21 protein-coding genes, 2 pseudogenes and 1 riboswitch are annotated in these 20,453 nt (G+C 62.6%); of the genes and pseudogenes, 13 read left to right on the top strand and 10 right to left on the bottom strand.

Annotated features, from left to right (window positions below):
• Window positions 1-3 precede the first annotated feature (3 nt).
• The 6 genes from DEM25_RS08020 (at window position 4) to DEM25_RS08000 (ending at window position 3,530) form a co-directional block, all read left to right on the top strand.
• Window positions 4-477: a hypothetical protein gene (locus DEM25_RS08020; RefSeq protein ID WP_109765447.1), complete on the top strand. Its 474-nt coding sequence runs from the start codon at window positions 4-6 to the stop codon at window positions 475-477.
• Window positions 478-682: 205 nt separating this feature from the next.
• Window positions 683-1,021, top strand: a complete 339-nt coding sequence (locus tag DEM25_RS08015) for a DUF5676 family membrane protein (protein ID WP_196780302.1) — start codon at window positions 683-685, stop codon at window positions 1,019-1,021.
• Window positions 1,018-1,569 carry a ubiquinol-cytochrome c reductase iron-sulfur subunit gene (gene petA, locus DEM25_RS08010; protein WP_109765449.1) on the top strand — a complete coding sequence of 184 codons (552 nt, stop codon included), beginning with the start codon at window positions 1,018-1,020 and terminating at the stop codon, window positions 1,567-1,569. Before DEM25_RS08015 ends, petA begins: the two co-directional genes overlap by 4 nt.
• A 160-nt stretch (window positions 1,570-1,729) precedes the next feature.
• The gene (locus DEM25_RS17590; protein ID WP_147393287.1) at window positions 1,730-2,098 is read left to right on the top strand and encodes a hypothetical protein; all 369 of its coding nucleotides are present in this window, start codon (window positions 1,730-1,732) and stop codon (window positions 2,096-2,098) included.
• A gap of 73 nt (window positions 2,099-2,171) precedes the next feature.
• Window positions 2,172-2,744 carry an RNA polymerase sigma factor gene (locus tag DEM25_RS08005; protein WP_158585208.1) on the top strand — a complete coding sequence of 191 codons (573 nt, stop codon included), beginning with the start codon at window positions 2,172-2,174 and terminating at the stop codon, window positions 2,742-2,744.
• A 135-nt stretch (window positions 2,745-2,879) separates the two neighbouring features.
• Window positions 2,880-3,530: an RNA polymerase sigma factor gene (locus DEM25_RS08000; protein WP_245412798.1), complete on the top strand. Its 651-nt coding sequence runs from the start codon at window positions 2,880-2,882 to the stop codon at window positions 3,528-3,530.
• A gap of 349 nt (window positions 3,531-3,879) precedes the next feature.
• Here DEM25_RS08000 and DEM25_RS07995 read toward each other — a convergent pair whose 3' ends face one another.
• The 3 genes from DEM25_RS07995 to DEM25_RS07985 all read right to left on the bottom strand — a co-directional run bounded on the left by DEM25_RS07995 (window position 3,880) and on the right by DEM25_RS07985 (window position 7,222).
• Window positions 3,880-5,397 (bottom strand): amidohydrolase, encoded by a 1,518-nt coding sequence (locus DEM25_RS07995; protein WP_158585207.1) that lies wholly within the window; start codon window positions 5,395-5,397, stop codon window positions 3,880-3,882.
• Window positions 5,398-5,511: 114 nt separating this feature from the next.
• On the bottom strand, window positions 5,512-5,928 hold the full coding sequence (locus DEM25_RS07990) for a RidA family protein (RefSeq protein WP_109765772.1): 417 nt from the start codon (window positions 5,926-5,928) through the stop codon (window positions 5,512-5,514).
• Between the two features lie 67 nt (window positions 5,929-5,995).
• Entirely contained in the window at window positions 5,996-7,222 is a 1,227-nt protein-coding gene (locus tag DEM25_RS07985) for an acyl-CoA dehydrogenase family protein (RefSeq protein ID WP_109765457.1), read from the bottom strand.
• Window positions 7,223-7,338: 116 nt separating this feature from the next.
• Here DEM25_RS07985 and DEM25_RS07980 point away from each other — a divergent pair, with 116 nt between their 5' ends.
• Window positions 7,339-8,013, top strand: coding sequence for a Crp/Fnr family transcriptional regulator (locus DEM25_RS07980; RefSeq protein WP_158585206.1), 675 nt, complete (start codon window positions 7,339-7,341; stop codon window positions 8,011-8,013).
• On the opposite strand, the gene DEM25_RS07975 is transcribed toward DEM25_RS07980, so the two are convergent.
• The 5 genes and pseudogenes from DEM25_RS07975 to DEM25_RS18140 all read right to left on the bottom strand — a co-directional run.
• Window positions 8,010-8,525, bottom strand: coding sequence for a flavin reductase family protein (locus DEM25_RS07975; RefSeq protein WP_158585205.1), 516 nt, complete (start codon window positions 8,523-8,525; stop codon window positions 8,010-8,012). The two genes, DEM25_RS07980 and DEM25_RS07975, sit on opposite strands and share 4 nt — an antisense overlap.
• 30 nt (window positions 8,526-8,555) lie before the next feature.
• Window positions 8,556-9,890 (bottom strand): TRAP transporter large permease, encoded by a 1,335-nt coding sequence (locus DEM25_RS07970; RefSeq protein ID WP_109765463.1) that lies wholly within the window; start codon window positions 9,888-9,890, stop codon window positions 8,556-8,558.
• Window positions 9,891-9,905: 15 nt separating this feature from the next.
• Complete coding sequence (locus DEM25_RS07965) at window positions 9,906-10,454, bottom strand: TRAP transporter small permease (protein ID WP_109765464.1); 549 nt, start codon at window positions 10,452-10,454, stop codon at window positions 9,906-9,908.
• Window positions 10,451-11,464 carry a TRAP transporter substrate-binding protein gene (locus DEM25_RS07960; protein ID WP_109765466.1) on the bottom strand — a complete coding sequence of 338 codons (1,014 nt, stop codon included), beginning with the start codon at window positions 11,462-11,464 and terminating at the stop codon, window positions 10,451-10,453. Before DEM25_RS07960 ends, DEM25_RS07965 begins: the two co-directional genes overlap by 4 nt.
• Window positions 11,465-11,948: 484 nt before the next feature.
• A pseudogene (locus tag DEM25_RS18140) lies at window positions 11,949-12,529 on the bottom strand (transposase); the annotation flags it as partial.
• A 62-nt stretch (window positions 12,530-12,591) separates the two neighbouring features.
• On the opposite strand from DEM25_RS18140, the gene DEM25_RS07945 reads away from it, so the two are divergent.
• The 6 genes and pseudogenes from DEM25_RS07945 to DEM25_RS07925 all read left to right on the top strand — a co-directional run bounded on the left by DEM25_RS07945 (window position 12,592) and on the right by DEM25_RS07925 (window position 18,395).
• A complete protein-coding gene (locus tag DEM25_RS07945; RefSeq protein ID WP_109765472.1) occupies window positions 12,592-13,422 on the top strand; it encodes a DUF1194 domain-containing protein in 831 nt (276 codons plus the stop codon).
• A gap of 363 nt (window positions 13,423-13,785) precedes the next feature.
• Window positions 13,786-13,894: riboswitch (guanidine-I (ykkC/yxkD leader) on the top strand.
• 112 nt (window positions 13,895-14,006) lie between these two features.
• Entirely contained in the window at window positions 14,007-15,068 is a 1,062-nt protein-coding gene (locus DEM25_RS07940) for a putative urea ABC transporter substrate-binding protein (RefSeq protein WP_109765774.1), read from the top strand.
• A gap of 21 nt (window positions 15,069-15,089) precedes the next feature.
• A pseudogene (locus DEM25_RS18495) lies at window positions 15,090-15,899 on the top strand (ABC transporter permease); the annotation flags it as partial.
• A 51-nt stretch (window positions 15,900-15,950) separates the two neighbouring features.
• On the top strand, window positions 15,951-16,733 hold the full coding sequence (locus tag DEM25_RS18490; RefSeq protein WP_245412833.1) for an ABC transporter ATP-binding protein: 783 nt from the start codon (window positions 15,951-15,953) through the stop codon (window positions 16,731-16,733).
• Window positions 16,717-17,979 carry an agmatinase family protein gene (locus DEM25_RS07930; protein WP_109765478.1) on the top strand — a complete coding sequence of 421 codons (1,263 nt, stop codon included), beginning with the start codon at window positions 16,717-16,719 and terminating at the stop codon, window positions 17,977-17,979. The genes DEM25_RS18490 and DEM25_RS07930 overlap by 17 nt, the downstream gene beginning before the upstream one ends.
• Window positions 17,979-18,395, top strand: coding sequence for a hypothetical protein (locus DEM25_RS07925; protein ID WP_245412797.1), 417 nt, complete (start codon window positions 17,979-17,981; stop codon window positions 18,393-18,395). Before DEM25_RS07930 ends, DEM25_RS07925 begins: the two co-directional genes overlap by 1 nt.
• A 328-nt stretch (window positions 18,396-18,723) precedes the next feature.
• Here the strand turns inward: DEM25_RS07925 and DEM25_RS07920 are convergent, their stop codons facing one another.
• Both DEM25_RS07920 and DEM25_RS07915 read right to left on the bottom strand, forming a co-directional pair.
• Window positions 18,724-19,533, bottom strand: a complete 810-nt coding sequence (locus tag DEM25_RS07920) for an NAD-dependent epimerase/dehydratase family protein (RefSeq protein WP_109765480.1) — start codon at window positions 19,531-19,533, stop codon at window positions 18,724-18,726.
• On the bottom strand, window positions 19,521-20,423 hold the full coding sequence (locus DEM25_RS07915; protein ID WP_109765482.1) for a hypothetical protein: 903 nt from the start codon (window positions 20,421-20,423) through the stop codon (window positions 19,521-19,523). The genes DEM25_RS07920 and DEM25_RS07915 overlap by 13 nt, the downstream gene beginning before the upstream one ends.
• Between the last annotated feature and the right edge of the window lie 30 nt (window positions 20,424-20,453).

Here is a 20,453-nt window from a genome sequence, read left to right as displayed (position 1 = left end):
GCGATGAGTACCGGCACCCGCCCAACCCGGCCCGATCGCTCGCTTTGGGCCGTGCCGGAGGTGACGGTCGCCTTCCTGTCGTTTGTCCTGCATTACGTCTGGGAATTCCTGCAGGTGCCGACCTATGCCGGCATGGCGGACCTTAACCATTGGGAAGGCATCAAGATCTGCACATCGGCGACCGTCGGCGATGTCGGCTTCGCGCTGACCGCCTTCTGGATTACCGCATTGGCCGCACGATCGCGGCACTGGATTTCCGGGCCGAAACGCTGGCAACTCGGATTGTTCGTTGCCGTCGGTATCGCGCTGACCGTCGGCTTTGAATACTACTACACCGAGGTGTCGCTGCGCTGGACCTATTCGGACTTCATGCCACGCGTGCCGCCCTTCGGCACCGGCCTTTCCCCGCTCGTTCAATGGATCGTCGTTCCGCTCCTGGTCGTGAGCCTTGGAAGGCGGGTGCTCGGTCCCCGATAAAGCTCTTGCCGGTTTTGGATCGCACTCGACCGTCCGCATCGACAGCTTTCAGCGGCCGCGCGGGAAACGAGTCGGCGGGATGTCCGGCTGTAATGTTTGGAGGCTCGATCCGTCTAAAGCACCAGGTCGAGCCGTTGGGTGCGTCGTTTTCATCCAACCATTCGGACATTGGAGCACAGCGATGGCCAGACATTGGAGGAAAGCAATGACGGAAACCCGTTACACCACTTCGCTCGATCCGGCTGACAATCTGTCGATGCGCTACGCAACATCGCGACGGATACCGATCTTCGCATTGGGCATGAGCCTGGGAGTGTTTTTGGCCCTGACCTTCACCCTGTGTGTTGTTTTCGACCTGCTTGTTCCCGGACAGGCCATGTATCAGACCTGGCTGCGGCTGCTCCCGGGCTTCACATGGCTGAGCTGGCGGAGCTTCTTGTTGGGGCTGGCGGAGACTTTCGCCTATGGCTGGTATGTGGCCGTCATATTCGGGCCCCTTTACAACTTCTTTGCGGTGCGCGGGCAGCAGCCGGGGCGGTCATGAGCGACGCCAACAGCGACGACGATTGGCCGCCGCAAATCGAACGGCGCGATTTCCTGTTTGTTTCGACGGGCATGATGGCGGCTGTCGGAACGGCCGTCGCGGTGTGGCCATTCATCGACGCCATGAACCCGTCGGCTGATGTGCAAGCGCTTGCGACGACCGAAGTCGATTTGGAGCCAATCGCCGCCGGTCAGCGCATAACTGTGATCTGGCGCAGCCAACCGGTGTTCATCGAACGTCGGACGCCCGAGCAGGTTGCTCAAGCCAAGGCCGACGACGACAGTCCAGACCTGATCGACCCGGCCACCGATGCTTCCCGGGTAAAGTCCGAAGAATGGCTCGTTGTCGTCGGCGTTTGCACCCACTTGGGCTGCGTTCCCCTGGGCCAGCGAGAAGGTGATGAACGGGGTGAATGGGGCGGCTGGTTCTGCCCTTGCCACGGATCGCACTACGACACCTCCGGCAGGATTCGCAGGGGGCCGGCTCCGAGGAACCTCGTGGTGCCGCCTTATGAGTTGCGCGACGACGGTACGGTCCTGATCGGCTGAGAGGCATCATGGGCGACCGGCTTCGCGCCAGCCCCGTTCGCAGCAAAATCGTCACTGTCGACAGGCCGCCTGAAGATTGCCACCATGCGCGTGCTTGATCGCACCGGCGTACGGTCTCGCGTTCAAACCCTGAGCGATCGTAACCCAAGACGGCGATCGGATGCTGACAGGCCTGGTGAAGAAAAGGACGAAATGGAACCCTGCTCCGTTTTATCGGCGGTGGGGTATCGTTGTCCTCGTCTTGGTGGCGTCGATCGCATCGACCTATCCGGCGCTGGCCGCCCCGCTTGATGCGGAACCGGCGTGTTCACAAGCGCCGCTGTCTGATATCGCCAATGACACCGGACAAGGTGAAGGCACCAGCGCCTGTTGCCGCCCGGCCGGCGTTTGCTCTTTCGGGGTCCCTTCATCGGCGTTCGCCTTTATCGTCAGGCCGGCCAAAGCGACATGGCGCTTTGATCGCGCCGGTCCTGCACTGCCGACACTGACCTATTCTTACTTCCGGCCTCCCCGTCTCCCAGCCGCTTGACGACAAGCGCCACGCGGGCACGACCAGTGATCGTGTCCGCATGGTCCAAATGGCTGACCTGTGGAGACCCTCGATGCACGCACCCGTTCGACAGAACGTGCCGAAGCCGCACGACAATCCAATTCACGACCGCTTGCTGGAATGCAGGCGCGAATTTCTCAATTATTTCCGCCGCCGCCTTAATCGACCGGAGGATGCTGAAGACGCCTTTCAAGACTTCTGTCTCAAGGTCATTCGGTCGGCGGAAAAGCTGGATGACGCAGCAAGGACCGACGCGTGGCTCCGCTGCATCCTTCGTAACACGCTCATCGATCACTATCGACGCCGCGCTGCTCGCCTGAGATGCGACGAGGCTTACAAGCGCGAACCGCAGCCGACCGCTCTTGATCCAGATCCGATCAATGACGTGGCCATATCGTGTCGCTGCGTTCGAGACGGTCTGACCACGCTGAGATGCGACTACGCGGAGATTTTGAAGCGAGCCGATCTCGACCAGGAATCACGCAGCCAAATTGCCGAAGATCTGGGTCTGACCGCGAACAATGTCGGCGTCCGCCTCCACCGCGCCCGCCGAGCCTTGAAGGCGAGCATCAAGCAATACTGTCCGATCTGCGCCGATGGGCGGTTCGCCGAGTGCGACTGCTGAGCAATCCTCGGACTCGCCCTACAGACCGATATCGCGGCGTGGCGCAGCGCACCCGTTTGCGGATCCGGCCTGGCCAATACCGAGGTGTAAGAAACCGCAAACCGGTGCGTCAAACTTACCTGGAGGATTGCAGTCTTGAGAAGCGGACCAAGTGAAGCCCTGCCCATCGATAATCAAGCATCATCCGATGCGCTTCACACTCCAGATGCTGCGGTGCGACGTGCGCTCGAAGAGAGCCACCGTCAGTTCTTTGGCTTTCTATGCCGTCGTATGGGCTCGGTTGAAGAAGCCGAAGACGTGCTGCAGGCGTTTATGCTCCGCGCTATCGAGCGGTCGGCCCAATTGCAGGATGTCAGGTCCGTGCGCGGGTGGCTCAGCCGCGTACTCGCAACGACCATCATCGACCATCAGCGTCGAGCGGCTCGTCGGCGGCAACGGGAGACCGTCATGGATCCTTTGGATATCCAGGAGCTTTCGACTGAGACGGATTTCGAGATCGACGAAGCAATCTGCAATTGCCTTTACAAGCTTCTGCCCACTCTGAAGCACGAATATGCCGAAATTCTCTGGCGGATCGACCTTCTCGAAGAGCCGCGCCAACGCGTGGCCAAAGCACTCGGTCTAAGCCTCAACAACCTGAATGTCCGGCTGCACCGGGGCCGCCAGGCCCTGAAAAAACGCCTTGAGGAGATGTGTCTGACTTGTCCCGTACACGGCTTCATGGACTGCAATTGCGATGCTGCCGCGCGAAACCGGCGGACGGGAGGAGGACCGGATCGTTCGTGATGCCGGGTCGCCCATGGGCGATGGGCCGCTCAGTTCCTGTCCGAAAACACCACGGGGCAATCGGGATGACCTTACGGCGGATGGAAGCGTTATCGATCAGTTTTGGACCATGACAAATCAAAAGAAGACGGATTCTTGGACCGCCGTCTTGACGGACGGGCCGAGGTCAAGACGTTCGAAGAATTTCGCCGGCGCGCGCTCGCGCTCGGCTTCTTGGAGAACGAGGTCGACGCCATGGCGGAGCGCTATGGCTGGGACAAGCGAGGCGAACCAGCGCGGACCGACCCATCCCCCGCGCGGCTGTCAGCCAAGTGTATGGACGACCGTCTTCGGCGGCCGGCCTGGCTCGCTACAGGATGCCGTCCGGATCGTGCATGGCCCACCCGTCGGCAACCGTGAGCCGGGCCGTGATCGATGCCAGATCGTCCACCGAACATGAGAGGGGATCGCGGTCCAACAGCGCGAAATCGGCCGCCATGCCGGTATGCAGCGTCCCGCGCCAGGCATCGTGTCCCATGGCGATGGCACCGCCACTCGTATAGGCGTGAATGGCCTGGCGCACCGACAGGGCCTCGTGCGGGCCGCTGGGTTGGCCGCTCGCGGCGCGCCGCGTGACGAAGGATTGAATCCCCGCCCATGGCGACAGTTCGCCGGTCGGTGCATCGGAACTGCCGGCCAGGCACAGACCGGCTTCGATAAGGGACCGGGCGGGAAAGCAGCGGTGATGCCGATCGCCCAGTGCGATGGGCCAGGAGTCGCCCATGCGTGAGATGAAGCTTGGCTGGGTCGCCACCAGGACCCCAAGGTCGGCGGCGCGCCGGAAGGCCGAGGGGTCGGGAAGGCCGAAATGCTCGATGCGGTGGCGCAAGCCGTTGCGAGACCGGCCGGACTGCGCCGCGGCGATCGCGTCCATGATGGCATCGATGGCAAGATCGCCGATCGCGTGAGCGGCAATTTGCCAGCCCTGATCGTGGCCTGCCTGAACGAACTTTCGGATTTCGGCCGGCTCATGCATCAGATAGCCGCTGCCATCGGTGTCGTGATAGCGCCGGCTCATGGCCGCGGTGCGCGCCCCGATAATGCCGTCGACGAAGATCTTCAGGGTACACAATTGCCACCATGGATCGCGGACGGGCGCAAGCGACAGTGCTTTTGCGGTGGCCGGATCGATCTGTGCCATGAACCCGAGCCGAAGCGGCAGGTCCCCTTCTTCGTGCAAGAGCTGCCAGAAGTTCCACTCCGGTTCGAATCCGAACGTGAAGCCGACGGCGGCATCCACGGCAGCGGTGACCCCCAACCGGGACAGGTCGTTGATCACCTGCCGCGTCGCGCGAGCGATCTGGCGGTCCGGAGGGCGGGGCGCGGCGCGGAACACGAACTCGGCCGCACGTTCCCTTGCGATGCCCGTCGGCGCGCCACCGTCGCGGTCAAGTTCTACCCCGGCTGTGCCGGCGGACTCAGCATTCAGATTCAGCGCCTGGAGGGCCGCCGAGTTGAGCATCGCGACATGGCCGCAAAAGCGGCGCAGCAAGACGGGGCGATCCGGCATGGCAGCGTCGAGGGCCGCGCGATCCGGCATCCGCTTCTCCGGCCACAGCTGTTCGTTGACATCGCCGCCGAAGAGCCAGGCGCCGGCGGGCATGCCCTGCGATGTGGACGTGAGGCGCTGCAAATAGTCGTCGCGCGAGCGAATGTCCGGCGCGATCGCCGAGACCTGCTGCCGCGCCTGTCCGACGGCCAGCAAATGCACATGCGCATCGGTCATCCCGGGCAGAACGGTGCCGCCGCCCAGATCGATCACGCGATCCGCCGCCGGCGCCTCTCCCCGCGCGCCAGACCAGGATATCCGCCCGTTGTCGACCAGCATGGCCTCCGCCGGACGGTCGTCCCATGCATGGCGGTAGATCGTCCCACACGTCAGCAGATACCGTCCGGCAGAGCCGACGGAACGCGACCTGACAGCACCATTCGCCATCAGGGATCAGCTCGACGGCAGGGCCGCCACGGCCTTGATCTCGATCACGAGACCAGGGCGTGCCAGGCCGGCGACTTCGAGAATGGTCCACGTTGGATGCGGTTCAGGGACGAACCGCTTCTTGATCTCGACGAACTGCGAAAGATGGCCCTGCAAGCCGACATGATAGGACACCAGTTCGACGAGATGCTCCATGCCGCATCCCGCGCTCCGGAGCACGAGTTCAAGCCGTTCGAATGCGCGGACGATCTGCCCCTCGTCATCGTCCGGTACCGTTCCATCGGGATTGAGACCGATCTGTCCGGCGACGAAGACGTGATCGCCGGACCGCACGGCCGCCGAGTAGCCGAACTTGGCAAAGATCGTCGAGCCGTCGGGCGTCGCAAAGGCGGGGTCTTCGGGGTTGAATGTTGTCTTGGTCATGGCGTGCCTCTTGCTGGGGTTTCGTGTGTTGGCGAGGGCCGGTGTCGATCCACGGCCCCAAAGATGCTCAAAGGCGAGCGCCGGCGGGCAGATCCAGCCCCAGCAGCAAGCGGCCATAGGCCTCACCGATCGGGTCGGGCTGCAACAGGAAATGGCTGCTCATCGCATGGAGGTCGCGGAACTGCCGTTCGATCCGGGTTCCTTCCGGCAGCAGGCTGCCTCCCACACCGGCAAACAGTTCTTGTGCGACCGACAGGCCTTTGCGCGCGGCGATGGCGATCTTCATCCGCAGGAGTGCGCGATCCTCCAAGCTTAGCGTCTGACCGCGTTCGACTTTGCGCTCGATCGCTTCGACCTCTGTGATCAGGACATTGCGCAGCATGTCCATCGTCGCGATGCCGGCGGCGAGATCGACATGGGAGGACCTGTCGGCGACCTGCTTCCCCTGACCGTTCGACTGCACGCGCTGGCTGACGATCGCGGCATATTCCTCCGCCACCGCCGAGGCGACGCCGAGCGTCGGCGCGATCACCGACATGGCGAGGAGCGCGTTCAGCGGAAACCGATAGGCCGGCTCGTCGTTGGGACAGGAGGCATGCTTCTCGCCAACCTGAAGAGCCGCCCAGTCCATCATCCGGTGGTGCGGCACGAACGCGCTTTCCAGGACGATGTTCTTGCTGCCCGTGCCACGCATGCCGATGACATGCCAACTGTCATGGTCAATCGTGAACGCGTCCGCCGGCACGAGAACCAGAACGGGCTCGGCGCGACCGTCCGTCGGCGCGGGGTTCACGAGAAGGCCGACCCAGGAGGCGAGATCGATGCCGGAGGCATAGCGCCACTTGCCCGAGAGCATGATGCCGTCATCGCGCGTTTCGATCTTGATGTCGTGACCGACACCGCCGGTCAACAAGGGCACGACGGGTGAACTGTCGGGTGCGAAGACCTCTTGTTGCGCCGCTTCGGAGAAGCGCCCGACGACCAGCAGATTGGCGCAGGTCAGCCCCGAGATCCACGCGCAGGACGCGCAACCGCGCGCGATCTCGAAAACCGCCCGCCACATCAGGCTCGGCGATGCGCCCATCCCGCCGAAACGCCTTGGCTGGGCCAGCCTGAAAATGCCGGTTTCGATCAGTGCCGCCGCGACGTCGTCCGGGATCGTCCGGTCGCGGTCCACACGGCCCGCTTGGTCCAGCAGCCATGGAACGGCGGACGCTGCCTTGGCGACAACCTCTTCGCCTGCGGTCCAATCGTCGCCGTCCGCGTCGTGCGTTTGGAGAGTTTGCAGAGCCATTCCGACGTTTCCCTCGCTCGTTCGATGTGTGCTAGGGAACCATATGTGCAGTATGATCGTCGGCGCTGTATCGCCGGATACTGTCAGCGTTCGGTTCCCGCAGGCAGGCAATGAAGATGACCGGTAAGCCGGAAGCCACGTGGCGCATGCCGAACCAGTTGGCTTCGATGATCTCGGAGCTGCGACATCTGGTGCGGGAAAAGACGTTCCGGGCCGGCGAGCAGATCTATGCGCAGGGCGAACCGAGCAACAGCTTCTATTTCGTCGTCAGCGGGCTCGTTCAGATATCGATTTTCCGCATCGACGGCGTCGAGATCGTGCTTGAAAAAATGGGCCCCGACACGATCTGCGGCGAGGCGACGGCTTTTGCGGGTTTACCCAGCTTCTCGTCCGCGGTGGCGACCGAGCCGACCACGGTCCTCGAGTTCGAGGCGCGCAGGCTGCCCGATCTGTTTCGCGAGCACCCCGAGTTCGCGTTGATCTTGTTGCGGCTGACGAGCTTGAAGCAGCGTGTGTTGGCGCTTCGCCTCGAGCAAATGGTCTCGAACAAGCCCGAGGAGCGCGTGCTCGAATTGTTGACGCGGCTCGGCGAGATGTTCGGCACGCGTCACGCCAAGGGCAATATGGTGCGCACGAGACTGACTCACGAAATGATCGCCGCCATGACCGGCGTTTCGCGTGTGACCGTCACGCGGACCCTCAAACGCATGCGCGAGAGCGGGACCCTCTATCTCGATGACGGCTATTTCGTCATTTCGCCGGCCCATGCCGAACGGCTGGATGTCGGCTAGCCGGTCCACCAGAAGCTGACGGGTTCGACCGGTTCCGGCGCCTCGCCGGGCCAGGGGAGCGCGGCGTAACCGCCACCGTGATAAAGAAGAGGAGTCCCGGGGGTTTCCGGTCCGGCCATGTCGGTGACCCGGCCGACGATGATGGCGTGATCTCCTGCGGGGTGAACCCGTTCCAGCCGGCACACGAAGGTCGCATTGGCGCCCTCCAGTCGGACCGTCTCGTCAAAGGCGTGCCATGTCCAGTCCGGCTTGTCGCCCGGCTCGCCGGCATAGTGCCGCGAGACCGCCTCCTGCTCGGCGGTCAGGATGTTGACGGAGAACGCACCAGTCTCTTGGATGTGGCCGGCGGTTCGACTGCCGTTCCGCGCGCAGAACAGCAAGAGCATCGGGTCGAGGCTGACCGCCGTCAGCGAGTTTACCGTCGCGCCGACCGGGCCGTCGCCGCCGGCGACACCGACCACTGCCACCCCGGTCGTGAAGCGGCGGAACAGGGTTCGGAACGTGAGCGACATGTTTGCTTTGTCCGCCATCGGTGGGGCCCCTCAGTTCTGCATCGTCAACGGCAAGGCGATCGCCATGTAAGGTATGAAGACGAGAAGCACGAGCCGAACGATATCGACAGCCCAGAAGGGCGTGATGCCCCTGAAGATCGTTCCCGTCGCCACGTCGCCGATGACGCCTTTCAGGACGTAGACGTTGAGCCCAACCGGCGGCGTGATGAGGCTGATTTCGGTTGCCACCACCACGAAGATGCCGAACCAGATCAGCGAGAGTTCCTCGCCCATCGCGCCATATTGGGAGAACAGGCCCAGTCCCGCGACGACCGGCGCGAACACGGGCACCGTCAACAGCATCATCGACAGGCTTTCAAACACGCAGCCGAGCAGGAAGTAGACAAGCAGGATCATGAAGATGACGGCAAGCGGGCCGACATCGAGTGCGGTGACGACCTCGAGCAGCGCTTCCGGCAGACCGGCGCGAACGACGAAGCGCTGAAAGATCACCGCTCCTATGAGCACCGCGAACAGCGAAGCCGTCGTTTGCAGGGTCTCGATCAGGGCATCGAGCAACGCTCTGCCGCCGAGCTTGCGACGCACGAGCGCGATCACCAGTGCTCCGGCCGCACCGATTCCTGCCGCCTCGGTCGTGGTATAGATGCCCAGATAGATGCCGCCCAGCACCGCGGTGAAGAGCAGCACGATCGGCCAGACGTTCCGCACCGCTGCGGCGCGCGCGTGCCAATCCGAACGTGCCCCCGAAGGTCCGAAATGGGGGCGGCGCCAGACGATGAACCGGACGGCGGCCAGATAGAGAAGGATGCCCACCAGCCCCGGTATCACGCCGGCCAGGAAGAGCTTTTCGATGCTCTGTTCGGTCATCACGCCATAGATGATCAGGATGACGGACGGCGGTATCAGAATGCCGAGCGTGCCGCCGGCGGCGATCGACGCGGTGGCGAGCTGGTCGTCATAGCCGTACCGGCGCATCTCCGGCATGGCCACCTTGGACATCGTCGCCGCCGTGGCAAGTGACGATCCGGATATCGCGGAAAATCCGCCGCAGGCGATGACCGTCGCCATCGCCAGGCCGCCACGCCTGTGTCCCAGAAAGGCGTTGGAGGCGCGGTAGAGTTCGCTCGCAAGCCCGGCCTGACTGACCAGCAGCCCCATCAAGATGAACAGCGGCAGGACCGAAAGCGTTTCGGTCTGCACCGAATCCAGCACCGTACCTGCCGCGGGCGACAAGGCCGCCGTCCATTTCCAATCGTTCAACCAACCAAATCCGACGACGCCGACCAGCCCCATCGCAAAGGCGATCGGAACCCGCAGGAAGGCCAGTACGATGACGGCCGCAAAGCCGAGAAGCGAGATCGTCATAACGGTGTCCTCGAGCTAGACCCGGGGCGGCATCGGATCGCCACCGCGGGCGTGCGGCTTGGCGACGGGGCCGAGCACCGCCTTGACGAGCAGAACGCAGCCGGTGACCGCGACCATGAGCGCAATGAAGTACGCCACCGGATAGAGCGGCAGGTGAAGGAAATCGCTGACATAGCCCCATTTCATCAGCCGTTCGGCCCGGAACATGACCCACCAGGCGAGGATCAGGGTCGACACGCCGCAAACGGCGTTGATTGCCGCATCCCGCAGGCGCGCCTGATGCGGACCGAACAGGCCGTCGAACAGATCGACCGTGATGTGCTGGTCGCGTGCCGACACAACAGGCAGCGCCAGCGCGATCATCGTCCCCATCATCAGCCGGGTCAGTTCCGTCTTGCCGTTCACCGGCGCATCCAGGATGTAGCGGCCGAAAACATCGACCACCGTCAGACCGAGGATCACCAGAAGCATCAGGGCGCCCGCGTAGAGCGGCAACCGCGCGACCCAGCGCAAAGCGGTCCGGTTCCCGTTCGACCGGACGCCGCCGTTGGCGCGGTCGCTCACTGGCGGTAGGTCCGCATCGTTTCTTCGATCAGTTCGAGCGCGGCGGCGGCGTTGACGCCGCGGCCGGCGGCCGCATCGACCGTCTGCCGGCGAATCTCGGCGGCGATTTCGGCGAAGGCGTTCTGGTCCGCTTCGGAGAAGGTGTGCATAGCGGTCACCTCCTCCACCAGTTCGAGACCGGCGACATCGGCTCTGGCCCAAGCCGCGCCGGCCATCGCCGCGAGCCGCTCACCCGTGGTGGACAGGACCGCCTCACGGTCCTCCTCGCTCAGGCGCGCGAGAAAGGCCTCGCTCAGGATCAGCGCGAAGGAGCCGCGATAGAAGCCGCCGGGCATGATGTAGGTTTGCGGTGCCACCTCGTACAGCCGCAGGGCCTTGTTGGTGTCGATCGGCATCATCACGCCGTCTGCGACACCGCCGGCGAGCGTTTCATAGACTTGTGGCGCGGGCACCTGGACACCCACCATGCCAAGGCCTTCCGCGACGTCGGCCGAAACGCCGCCCCCGATGCGTATCTTGGCACCGCTGAGCGCCTCCAGACCGTCATGGACCGTTCGCATGTAGAGTTGGCCCGGCCCATGCGTCATCATCGCCGCGACCACGACCCCGTCATGTTCGCCGGCGGCGCTCAGATGTGCTTCGTAGGCGCGCTGGTGGGCAACGGAACTCGCCTCGGCGTCGCCGGACAGGCCGGGAAGCTCGATGAGCTTCGTCGTGACAAAGCGACCGGGATTGTAGCCATGGAAGATCCAGGCTGCGTCCGCCGCGCCATCGGTGACGATGTCGATCTGGTTGGGCGGCGAGGCCAGGTCATATTCGATCGTTCCCGTGACGCGGCCGTCGGTGGCCTCTTCGATCCATTCGATCCAGGTGGGAAAGATCTCGGTGTTCACATGGCTCGGCGGCAACCAACTCGATATCCGCATGATCTCTTCCGAGCGGGCATCCGAAGCGAACGACGAGATGGAAAGCGCGACGGCAGTTACCGTCGCCAGAGCTGTCTGTTTCATGTTGACGTTTCCTCCTTGGATCGACCGTACGGCAAGAGCCGCCACGCGATGTTGCCGATCATTGAAGGTCGACGCCGAGCGCGCTGTATCGGGGTATACAAGCCTGCCGAATTTGCTCGTTTTGGCGAGCCGCGGCGCATTGCGCCGATGTCCGATTCATGGAGGAGAGCCCTCGATTGCGGGTCGACTGTCGCCAGAACTGAAGGACGGCGAATCCGAATGGTCCAAGGCCAACCGCATGTTTCTGATTGAAGGGGACGTGCTGCGCACTTGGTTTTCCGATGACAAGCGTGTCGGCCCCAACCTCACCGGTGGTCCTCGCAAGCGTGTCCGCCACGCGGTCCGCCCGGATCACCGATCCCCACCGCATGATCCAAGGTCTCGGGCGGTGCTCCGCGCTGCCTTTATGCGTGTCCGTCGCCGGATGATTGGGGACACGACGGGCTGAGCGGGAGCGGAGGCTCTGGCTCGTTGGCGGTTCGGTCTATGCCGCCGTCTGACCATGCAGCAAGCGGCGTGTCCCGATCGTCTTTGCCTTGATCTCCTTGCGTTGCCCGAGGATGGATTCCGCCCTGCCGAAGTAGACGCCTGTGGGGGTGAGGCTGCCGAGGCGCTCCTGGTAGCGCCGATGGTTGTAGTGCCCGACGAAAGCGGCGCTCGTTTCCTCGAGCGCCCCGGGCAAGGAGTGGTTCTCGAGCACGATCCGGTGCTTCGGCGTCAGGCGCCAGCGCTCGACCTTGCCTTGGCTCTGCGGATGCTTGGCGCGCCGCGGACGTGGTCGATGCCCTCGGTTTCGAGCCAGACGGCGAGGTCTCCCGGGATATAGGACGATCCGTTCTCCGTGAGCAGCCGCGGGCGGTCGGCGACGACGGCGCTGTCATATCCGGAGGCAGCCGGGGCATCCTCCGGGATCGCGGTCATGTCTCCGGCGCGCATCGCCTTAAAAGACCGCCAGGCGATGATGTGCCGGCTGTGGTCGTCGAGGATGGTGGAGAGGTAGAGCCAGCCCCGGCCGACCACCTTGAGTTCGGTGAAATCGGTTTGCCAGAGCTGGTTCGGGCGGGTCAGGCTTCTGCGGCCGGAAATTCGTGAGTTGACGGAATTTGGCAAAAGAGATGCACTGACACATGCGCTTAAGCCTCCAAAGCCTGATCCTAACGATGTCCATTTGGCTGCTGCTGACGGCTGCTTTGCGCGCAGAGACAATTCAGGTCGATGCCGAACTCGTGCTCGCCGTCGATGTCTCGCGCTCCATGTCTCCGGCAGAACTCGACATCCAGCGTCGCGGCTATGCGCAAGCCCTGGTCAGCGATGAGGTGATTGACGCAATAAGCGACGGCCTGCTCGGCCGCGTGGCGATCCAGTACGTCGAGTGGGCGGGCCAGTACAATCAGAGGATCCTGGTGGACTGGACGCTGATCGAGGAGCGCGCAGACGCACAGGCGTTTGCCGAGCAACTGCTTGCCCACGCCTCATTGTCCATGAGCCGCACGTCCATTTCCGGCGGGATCAATTTTGCGGTCAGCGCAATCGACACCAACGCCTATTCCGGCAGCCGGCGGATCATCGACATTTCCGGCGACGGGCCAAACAATCAGGGGCCATATGTCGTCCGGGCCCGCGATGAAGCGCTTTCATCCGGCATTGTCATCAACGGCCTGCCACTGATGACGCGCGACGGCATCTACAGCCAGTTCGACATTGAGCGGCTGGACCTTTACTACCGGGATTGCGTCATTGGCGGCCCCGGTGCGTTCCTGATACCGGTCCTGTCATGGGACGAATTTCCGGAAGCCGTGCGACGCAAGATCGTTCTCGAATTGGCAGGCGGACCCTCATCACCAGCCCGCATCATACCCACGAGCGGCAGCATTCTGGATCTGCCCGGCGGCGAACAGGACTGCCGCATCGGTGAAAAGATCTGGGAGCAGAACAGGTGGATGTGGACTGATCCGTAAGGTGCGGGCCAAAGCGTGTTTCGCCTCGCCGCTCACTGCGCATCGAGCAGGTCCATCGAAAGCTTTTCGTCGATTGGCCGATTGGAAGAGCGCACTTGCTCGGCCGGTTGTGTTCTCAACAGGCATTTTGCGGCCCGTGGCCAAATCGGTTCTCGACGGTCATCCGATTGCGCAAGCGCGGCACCCTCAGCAAGCCAATCGTCTTTCGGTTTCGATCGGGCCGCGAACGCTTGCATCAATCGGTGCATCAATTTGAAGCGCGCTGCACACAAAACAGGCCAACCGGTCGACGCCTGAGCGCCATTTGCGCCCAATGCTGCCCCGATATGCGTTTGGCACGCGGCTTGCTTTTTGTTCCTGTGTGCAGCGGGTGCCTAGGGTTCCGATCCTCTTTTTTTGAAGGGTGCAGGTCCGAGAGGTACCATCCGGCCGGTGAAGGTCGGAAACACGGCGGGGCAAAATCCCGGGAGATATCTGCACAGGTTTGCGCACGCGAGCCTCCTCCCGGTCTGCGTGCTCGAACCTCTTTCAACCGGTGGCCACACCATGTGGCCAAGCCGAACGAGCGGAGAGGCGAGACCATGATGATCAAGACACTCAAAGCGGCGGCGTGGGCGTCGGCGGCCATGTTGGCACTGGCAGTCGGTCAACCGGCCAATGCCATGGAGAAAACCGAGTTCAGCGTTTGCTGGTCGATCTATGTCGGCTGGATGCCCTGGGGCTATCTTGAAGAATCCGGCATCATGGACAAATGGGCCGACAAGTACGGAATCGATGTCGAGATCGTACAGATCAACGATTATGTCGAGTCGATCAACCAGTACACGGCGGGCCAGTACGACGGCTGCTCCATGACAAACATGGATGCGCTTTCCATTCCGGCCGGCGGTGGCGTCGACACCACGGCGCTTATCGTCGGTGATTTCTCGAACGGCAACGACGGCATTGTCCTCAAGGAGGGTGACAGCGTCGAAGCCTTGGCCGGCCAGAATGTCAACTTGGTGGAACTGTCCGTTTCGCACTATTTGCTGGCGCGCGCGCTCGATGGTGCCGGACTCTCCGAGCGCGACCTAACCGTTGTCAACACATCCGATGCGGACATGATTGCCGCCTACGCGACAGACGACGTCACGGCTGTGGTGACATGGAATCCGCTGCTTTCGGAAATCGAAGCGACACCGGGTTCGACCAAGGTGTTTGACTCCTCCAACATCCCCGGCGAGATCATCGATATCATGATGGTCAATACCGAAACGCTGGCGGCCAATCCGGATTTTGGCAAGGCCCTGACCGGCGCATGGTATGAAGTGATGGGCCTGATGGCGGCTGGCGATGAGGCAGCGCTGACGGCCATGGCCGATGCCTCGGGAACCGATCTGGCGGGATACAACGCACAGCTTGCAACGACGAAAATGTTCTACGAGCCGGCCGCGGCGGTGGAGTTCACGCAATCGCCGGAGCTGCCGCAGACCATGCAGTTCGTTGCCGAGTTTCTGTTCGACAAGGGCATTCTCGGCGAAGGCGCGCCATCGCCTGAGTTTGTCGGCGTCGAGTTCCCCGACGGCTCCGTTTTCGGTGACGAAGGCAACGTGAAACTGCGGTTCGACACCAGCTACATGGAAATGGCGGCGAACGGCGAACTCTGATCGCCTCGATCTGAACCGTCCATGCGTTTGATCAACCGTACACCCGGCCGGGTTCTGGGGCTGGCATTGGCTGCGACACCGTTCGCGGCAACCATTGTGATCTATGCCGTGGCCAGCCATTTCCGACGGCTGGAAAATCCCGCCGACAAGTTGCTGCCGTCGATCGAGCAGATGGCAGCAACGTTCTGGCGCCTGGCCGCAGTTCCAGACCGCAGAACCGGAGATCTCGTTCTCTGGGTCGATACATTCGACAGCCTGTGGCGGCTTGGATTTGGTATGGCTGTTGCAACTGCATTCGCGTTGATCACAGGCATTCTCATCGGGTTCGTTCCGCACATACGGGCAGCACTCGCGCCCTACATTTCGGCGATTTCACTGATCCCCCCGATCACCGTTCTGCCTATCCTTTTCATTGTGGTCGGCTTGGGAGAAGCGTCCAAGGTGATGCTGGTCGCGCTTGGCACCGCCCCGGTGATGACAAGGGCGACGGCGCAGGCCGTGATGGAAATTCCCGGCGAACTGGTCATCAAGGCACAGACGCTTGGCGCCAACACCTGGCAAATGATGACCAGGCTTGTGCTTCCGCAGGTTCTGCCAAGGCTGATCACGGCCTTGCGTCTGGGTCTTGTGCCTGGCTGGATCTTCCTGATTTCGGCCGAAGCCATCGCGTCCACATCGGGGCTCGGATACCGGATTTTTCTCGTGCGCCGGTTTCTCGCGATGGATGTCATCCTGCCTTACGTCATCTGGATCACCCTGCTGGCTTATGTGATCGACAGGCTGTTGCTGCTGCTGTCGATGCGTGCCTTCCGCTGGGCGCACTTGCAGGGGGGGAAGCCTGTGACCCGGAACGTCGGCAATACCAAAATCAGCGTGCGCAACGTGACCAAGTCCTATGGCGACACGATCGTTCTGGAGCGCGTCAGCATCGATATAGCACGAGGCAGCTTCTGCACGATTGTTGGTGCGTCAGGCTGCGGCAAATCCACTTTTCTGCGCATGTTGCTGTCTCAGGAGCATCCCAGTGGCGGCGACATTTTGATCGACGGCGAACCGTTGCCGCGCGAGCCGACACCGCAACGCGGGATCGTCTTCCAGAAATACTCGGTTTTCCCGCATCTGACGGTGGAAGACAATTTGATCCTCGCCGAGGAATTCGAATGCAGTGCTTTGACCGCGCGCAGCTTCGGCGCCGCGCGACGCAAGGCCCGCGAACGGGTGACCGAGACGCTGGACAAGATCGGACTGGCTGCGGCGCGAAAACGATACCCCGCGCAACTCTCCGGCGGGATGCAACAGCGCCTTGCCATAGCCCAGGCGCTTCTGAAGAAGCCCGATGTGCTCTTGCTCGACGAGCCGTTCGGCGCGCTGGATCCGGGAATTCGTCTGGACATGCACGAGCTTCTGCTCGAACTCTGGAAGGAGCGCGGCATGACGGTTTTCATGGTGACACACGACATTCATGAAGCGTTCAAGCTGGGCACGCGTTTGTTGGTTTTCGACAAGACACGGCACGATCCCCATGCACCGGAACGCTACGGCGCGACGATCACCTACGATCTTCCGATCGATTCCGCCTCACGCGCAGATGTGCCTGAAGCCAACGAACTGATCCAACAACCGCCGAATAATCACATCGGAGCCAACCATGCGCACATCAACTGAATTTGGGCCCTCACGGTCAGGGCAAAAAGCCGGCGGTATCGGCTGCCCGGCTCCGCAGCGCTTTCATCACCCCGACTTCGACAAGCTGCAAATGCGTGGCTGGAAAGCGGCGGAAAAAGAAGGCGAGTTGCCCTCGGCCGCCTGGCAGCAAGAGCGCGCGTGGGCGTTGCGCATGGGGCTGACAGGATCCGACAGCCTGGAAGACAAGTCGATCCCGACCTTTGCGCGCGGCGAGTTGCCCCATTACGCGGGCATCAACACGTTCCTCAAGGCGCCATACATCGAAGACGCGACCAAGGTCGGTGCTTACGACGCGGCAATCATCGGCATTCCGTTTGATGGCGGCACGACCTATCGCCCCGGCACCCGCTTTGGACCGCAGGGCGTGCGCAAGATTTCCGCCCTTTACACGCCCTATAATTATGAGATGGGCATCGATTTGCGCGAACAAATGACTCTGTGCGATGTCGGCGATGTCTTTACGATTCCCGCCAACATCGAAAAGACCTTTGACCAGATCACCCGCGCGGTCAGCCATGTGGCGTCATCGGGTGCGCTTCCGATCATGATCGGCGGCGATCACTCGATTGGTTTTCCATGCGTGCGCGGCATCGCGCAATGCACGTCCAAACGCATCGGTATCGTCCATTTCGACCGCCACATCGACATCCAGGAAAAGGATCTGGATGAGCGGATGCACACCACCCCATGGTTCCACGCGACTGATCTCGCCAATGTTCCGGCGGTGAACCTTGTCCAGATCGGGATTGGCGGCTGGCAGGTGCCCCGCGAAGGCGTGATGGAGGCGCGCAAGCGCAACACCAACATCTTCACCATGCGCGACGTGGAGGAACTGGGTCTTGCCGAGACGGCTGCCCGAGCGCTTGAGCTTGCATGGAAGGATGCTGACGCAGTCTACGTTTCATTCGACATCGATAGCGTCGACTGCGGCTTTGTACCGGGTACCGGCTGGCCGGAGCCCGGCGGCTTTCTTCCGCGCGAGGCGCTGGAGCTGGTCTCGCTGGTTGCCAAGGAAGGCATTTGCGGCCTCGAAGTCGTAGAGGTTTCTCCGCCTTACGACACGTCCGACATCACAGCGCTGCTGGCAACACGTGTGATCGTCGATGTTCTTGGAACGCTTGTCAGCCACGGCAAGCTTGGTTCCCACAAGGGCATCATCGACAAGCCCGTGAGTGTTCCGCCTGGCCCCGATGTTGAAGGCGGACAAGGTTGGGAGCTCACATGATGTCTGGCGACCACGATCATGGCCACGGTGTCGGGCACAATCACGCCCATGACCACATGCGCAGCCACGTGCACGTCGATCCGGACAAGGAGCGTGACGATCGGCTGCAGTCGCTGGCCGCATCGTTCATTGACGGGTTTCGCAAGTCTGACGACAAGCCTGCATTTCTGGAGCTTGCCGGTATCCCGACAAGCCGGACGGGAGCCGATGGCTTGCGGATGCATCTTGTCGATGTCTCTATCGAAACAAGATGGCAGATGGGGACCGCGTCGCCGGCGTTCGCGTCCCGCGAACTGGTGCACCTGCCCTACCCCTCGGCAATGGTCAGTGCACGCGAGACGATCACCTTTGTCTATGTCTCGCTGACCGAACGGGCGGACATAGATCTTGTCGAAATGCTGGCCGAGCGTGGCTGATCCTTGAGAGCGGAAAATTCTCCGGCGCCGAGATGCCGGCAGCGGATGCTGCCGGCCGGAAGCCACCGTAAGATTGTTCATAAGCTCATGCCCGCAACCGGCGGCAATGTATGGGCCGACTGCGTTTCGCAAGAGAGGATTTGGCTCGATAGCGGAAGCCGCTGATACGCAGCCGGCCCTTGCATCGACGCGCGGATCGCGGCCCTGATGGGCGTGCGCACGCGCTTTTGATCTCATTGGCGGAAATTGCCGTTTGGGCCATTTGCCGCCTCGGATTCCGGGGGCGCCGTTCTTCGACGCCGCGCCATGCGCGGCTTCATCCCCGCGGCTACCAGTCAGGGTGCCGCTTATCGATCGCGTTGGGCAGCGTCACGGTTACCAGCTTCTTCAGCGCTGACGTCAGGCGGATTGCCATCGTGATCTTTGCTGGGCTTCCATCTTCGGGCTCATACCCGATCACCCGGCGCGTTTCGCTGATGTCCCAGCGCATGCCGGGATTGTCCGACATCAGGTTCAGCACCGCGAAGTCGACATCGGCCGCTTCGATCGCGGCCTGCATTCCGCTCAGGAAATCCCGGTCGCTGAGCCACATCTCCTGGCCCCATCGCCCCATCGCCATGTGTGGGCCCGGACGGTTGTCGTGGGTCCACTGGGTCCAGCCGATCCTCAGGCAGATGACCGACAGACCGTGGTGCTCGGCAAAATAAGCGCCGGTCCGTTCGCAGAAGAGCTTCGACATGCCGTAGGCGTTGATCGGACCGGGCGGCGTTGTTGAATCCAGCCGATCGCCGGTGAAGCGCTTGTCGCCGTGAAGCCAGTTCGAGCTGGCAAGGACGACCCGCTTCACGCCCCTGGCCGCGGCGTGGTGATAGAGCGTGAGCGTTGCATCCATGTTGTTCTTGATCGCCGACGGCCAGGTGGCGCCCGGCTCGCGGTCGCCGGCAAGGTGCACGATAACGTCCACACCCTCGAACAGGTCCGCCCAGACCGGCTCGGACGACAGGTCGGCGGTGTGGATCCGCGGATGGTCCGTGGGGCGAATGTCGATGCCGCTGACGGCGTAGCCGGGCTTGGCCTCGAGCGCGTCGAAGAGCTTGCGGCCGAGGTGGCCGCCAGCGCCCGTAATCAGAACATGCATGTGATCAACTCCTGATCAGACGGCCCAAGGCCGATGTCACCGGGCACCTGATCGCCTGACCAGATCCGGAAGGTCTGGCGGAACGACATCGCCTCTCCACGTTCGAGCGTCTTGGCCGGGGAGTGCCATTCCGCTTCGCAGTAGGCATAGTCGCCCGAATTGAAGACTTCGAACGGATGGCCGTGGGCCCAGGCATCGGCCTCTTCCTGAGGGTCGGTCGCACACAGAAGCCAGGTGTCGCCGTCGCCGAACCGGATCAGCGTGCGACCATCGGGGTTCGGCAGGCCGACCTTGAACTCCTGCCGCTCCGCACACGTGCACACAATGCCCGCGTCGGCCGGCTGGACAAGCGTTCCGGCGTTCCCGAAGACGGGCTCGATCGTTGGCGCGGAGGTCGCCACACCGATCGATGCGCGATGGTCGATCATCATCACGGACCAGATGCCCACATGGCGGGCCGCTGCGCCCTTGTTCGTGATCTGATGCTCGATCGACCATTCGGTTTCCGACGCAAGCGTGATGCGCCGCTGGACGGAAAGCGATGTCAGCGGGCAGGTCTCACTGGCCATCGCGATCCGGTCGCATGTCTGTGATTCAACGCCATAGGGTCCGGAATCGAGCATCGGGAAGGGCGCGCCGCCGATCCAGGCCGAATCCGGTGCGATCCAGGTTTTCTCGCCGCCCCAAAGCGGAAAGCCGAACTGCGGTGAGCGCGTCGGCAGCTCTCCGAGCGCGTTCAGATCGACGGCACGGCCAATGAGGTCCGGGTTCTGAAACAGAAGCGATCGGCCACGAAAGACAATGTCCCAGAGCCGTCCGCCGATGCCCGGCAGAAGCTTGAGTTCGAGGTCGCCTTTTTCGAGCGACAGGACGGTCCAGATCCCGGACATGAAAGGAACGTATCAGAACCGGCGCAACGA

Source organism: Oceaniradius stylonematis (assembly GCF_003149475.2).
GTDB lineage: Bacteria > Pseudomonadota > Alphaproteobacteria > Rhizobiales > Rhizobiaceae > Roseitalea > Roseitalea stylonematis.
Note: the sequence above shows the minus strand (reverse complement) of the source record. Positions and strands in the feature narration are given on the sequence as shown.

Excerpts from the sequence above, each read along its gene's own strand:
- DEM25_RS08020 (WP_109765447.1), top strand. The coding sequence starts at position 4 with ATGAGTACCGGCACCCGCCCAACCCGGCCCGATCGCTCGCTTTGGGCC.
- DEM25_RS08015 (WP_196780302.1), top strand. The coding sequence starts at position 683 with ATGACGGAAACCCGTTACACCACTTCGCTCGATCCGGCTGACAATCTG.
- petA (WP_109765449.1), top strand. The coding sequence starts at position 1,018 with ATGAGCGACGCCAACAGCGACGACGATTGGCCGCCGCAAATCGAACGG.
- DEM25_RS17590 (WP_147393287.1), top strand. The coding sequence starts at position 1,730 with ATGCTGACAGGCCTGGTGAAGAAAAGGACGAAATGGAACCCTGCTCCG.
- DEM25_RS08005 (WP_158585208.1), top strand. The coding sequence starts at position 2,172 with ATGCACGCACCCGTTCGACAGAACGTGCCGAAGCCGCACGACAATCCA.
- DEM25_RS07995 (WP_158585207.1), bottom strand. The coding sequence starts at position 5,397 with ATGCTGGTCGACAACGGGCGGATATCCTGGTCTGGCGCGCGGGGAGAG.
- DEM25_RS07990 (WP_109765772.1), bottom strand. The coding sequence starts at position 5,928 with ATGACCAAGACAACATTCAACCCCGAAGACCCCGCCTTTGCGACGCCC.
- DEM25_RS07985 (WP_109765457.1), bottom strand. The coding sequence starts at position 7,222 with ATGGCTCTGCAAACTCTCCAAACGCACGACGCGGACGGCGACGATTGG.
- DEM25_RS07980 (WP_158585206.1), top strand. The coding sequence starts at position 7,339 with ATGACCGGTAAGCCGGAAGCCACGTGGCGCATGCCGAACCAGTTGGCT.
- DEM25_RS07975 (WP_158585205.1), bottom strand. The coding sequence starts at position 8,525 with ATGTCGCTCACGTTCCGAACCCTGTTCCGCCGCTTCACGACCGGGGTG.
- DEM25_RS07970 (WP_109765463.1), bottom strand. The coding sequence starts at position 9,890 with ATGACGATCTCGCTTCTCGGCTTTGCGGCCGTCATCGTACTGGCCTTC.
- DEM25_RS07960 (WP_109765466.1), bottom strand. The coding sequence starts at position 11,464 with ATGAAACAGACAGCTCTGGCGACGGTAACTGCCGTCGCGCTTTCCATC.
- DEM25_RS07945 (WP_109765472.1), top strand. The coding sequence starts at position 12,592 with ATGCGCTTAAGCCTCCAAAGCCTGATCCTAACGATGTCCATTTGGCTG.
- DEM25_RS07940 (WP_109765774.1), top strand. The coding sequence starts at position 14,007 with ATGATCAAGACACTCAAAGCGGCGGCGTGGGCGTCGGCGGCCATGTTG.
- DEM25_RS07930 (WP_109765478.1), top strand. The coding sequence starts at position 16,717 with ATGCGCACATCAACTGAATTTGGGCCCTCACGGTCAGGGCAAAAAGCC.
- DEM25_RS07925 (WP_245412797.1), top strand. The coding sequence starts at position 17,979 with ATGTCTGGCGACCACGATCATGGCCACGGTGTCGGGCACAATCACGCC.
- DEM25_RS07920 (WP_109765480.1), bottom strand. The coding sequence starts at position 19,533 with ATGCATGTTCTGATTACGGGCGCTGGCGGCCACCTCGGCCGCAAGCTC.
- DEM25_RS07915 (WP_109765482.1), bottom strand. The coding sequence starts at position 20,423 with ATGTCCGGGATCTGGACCGTCCTGTCGCTCGAAAAAGGCGACCTCGAA.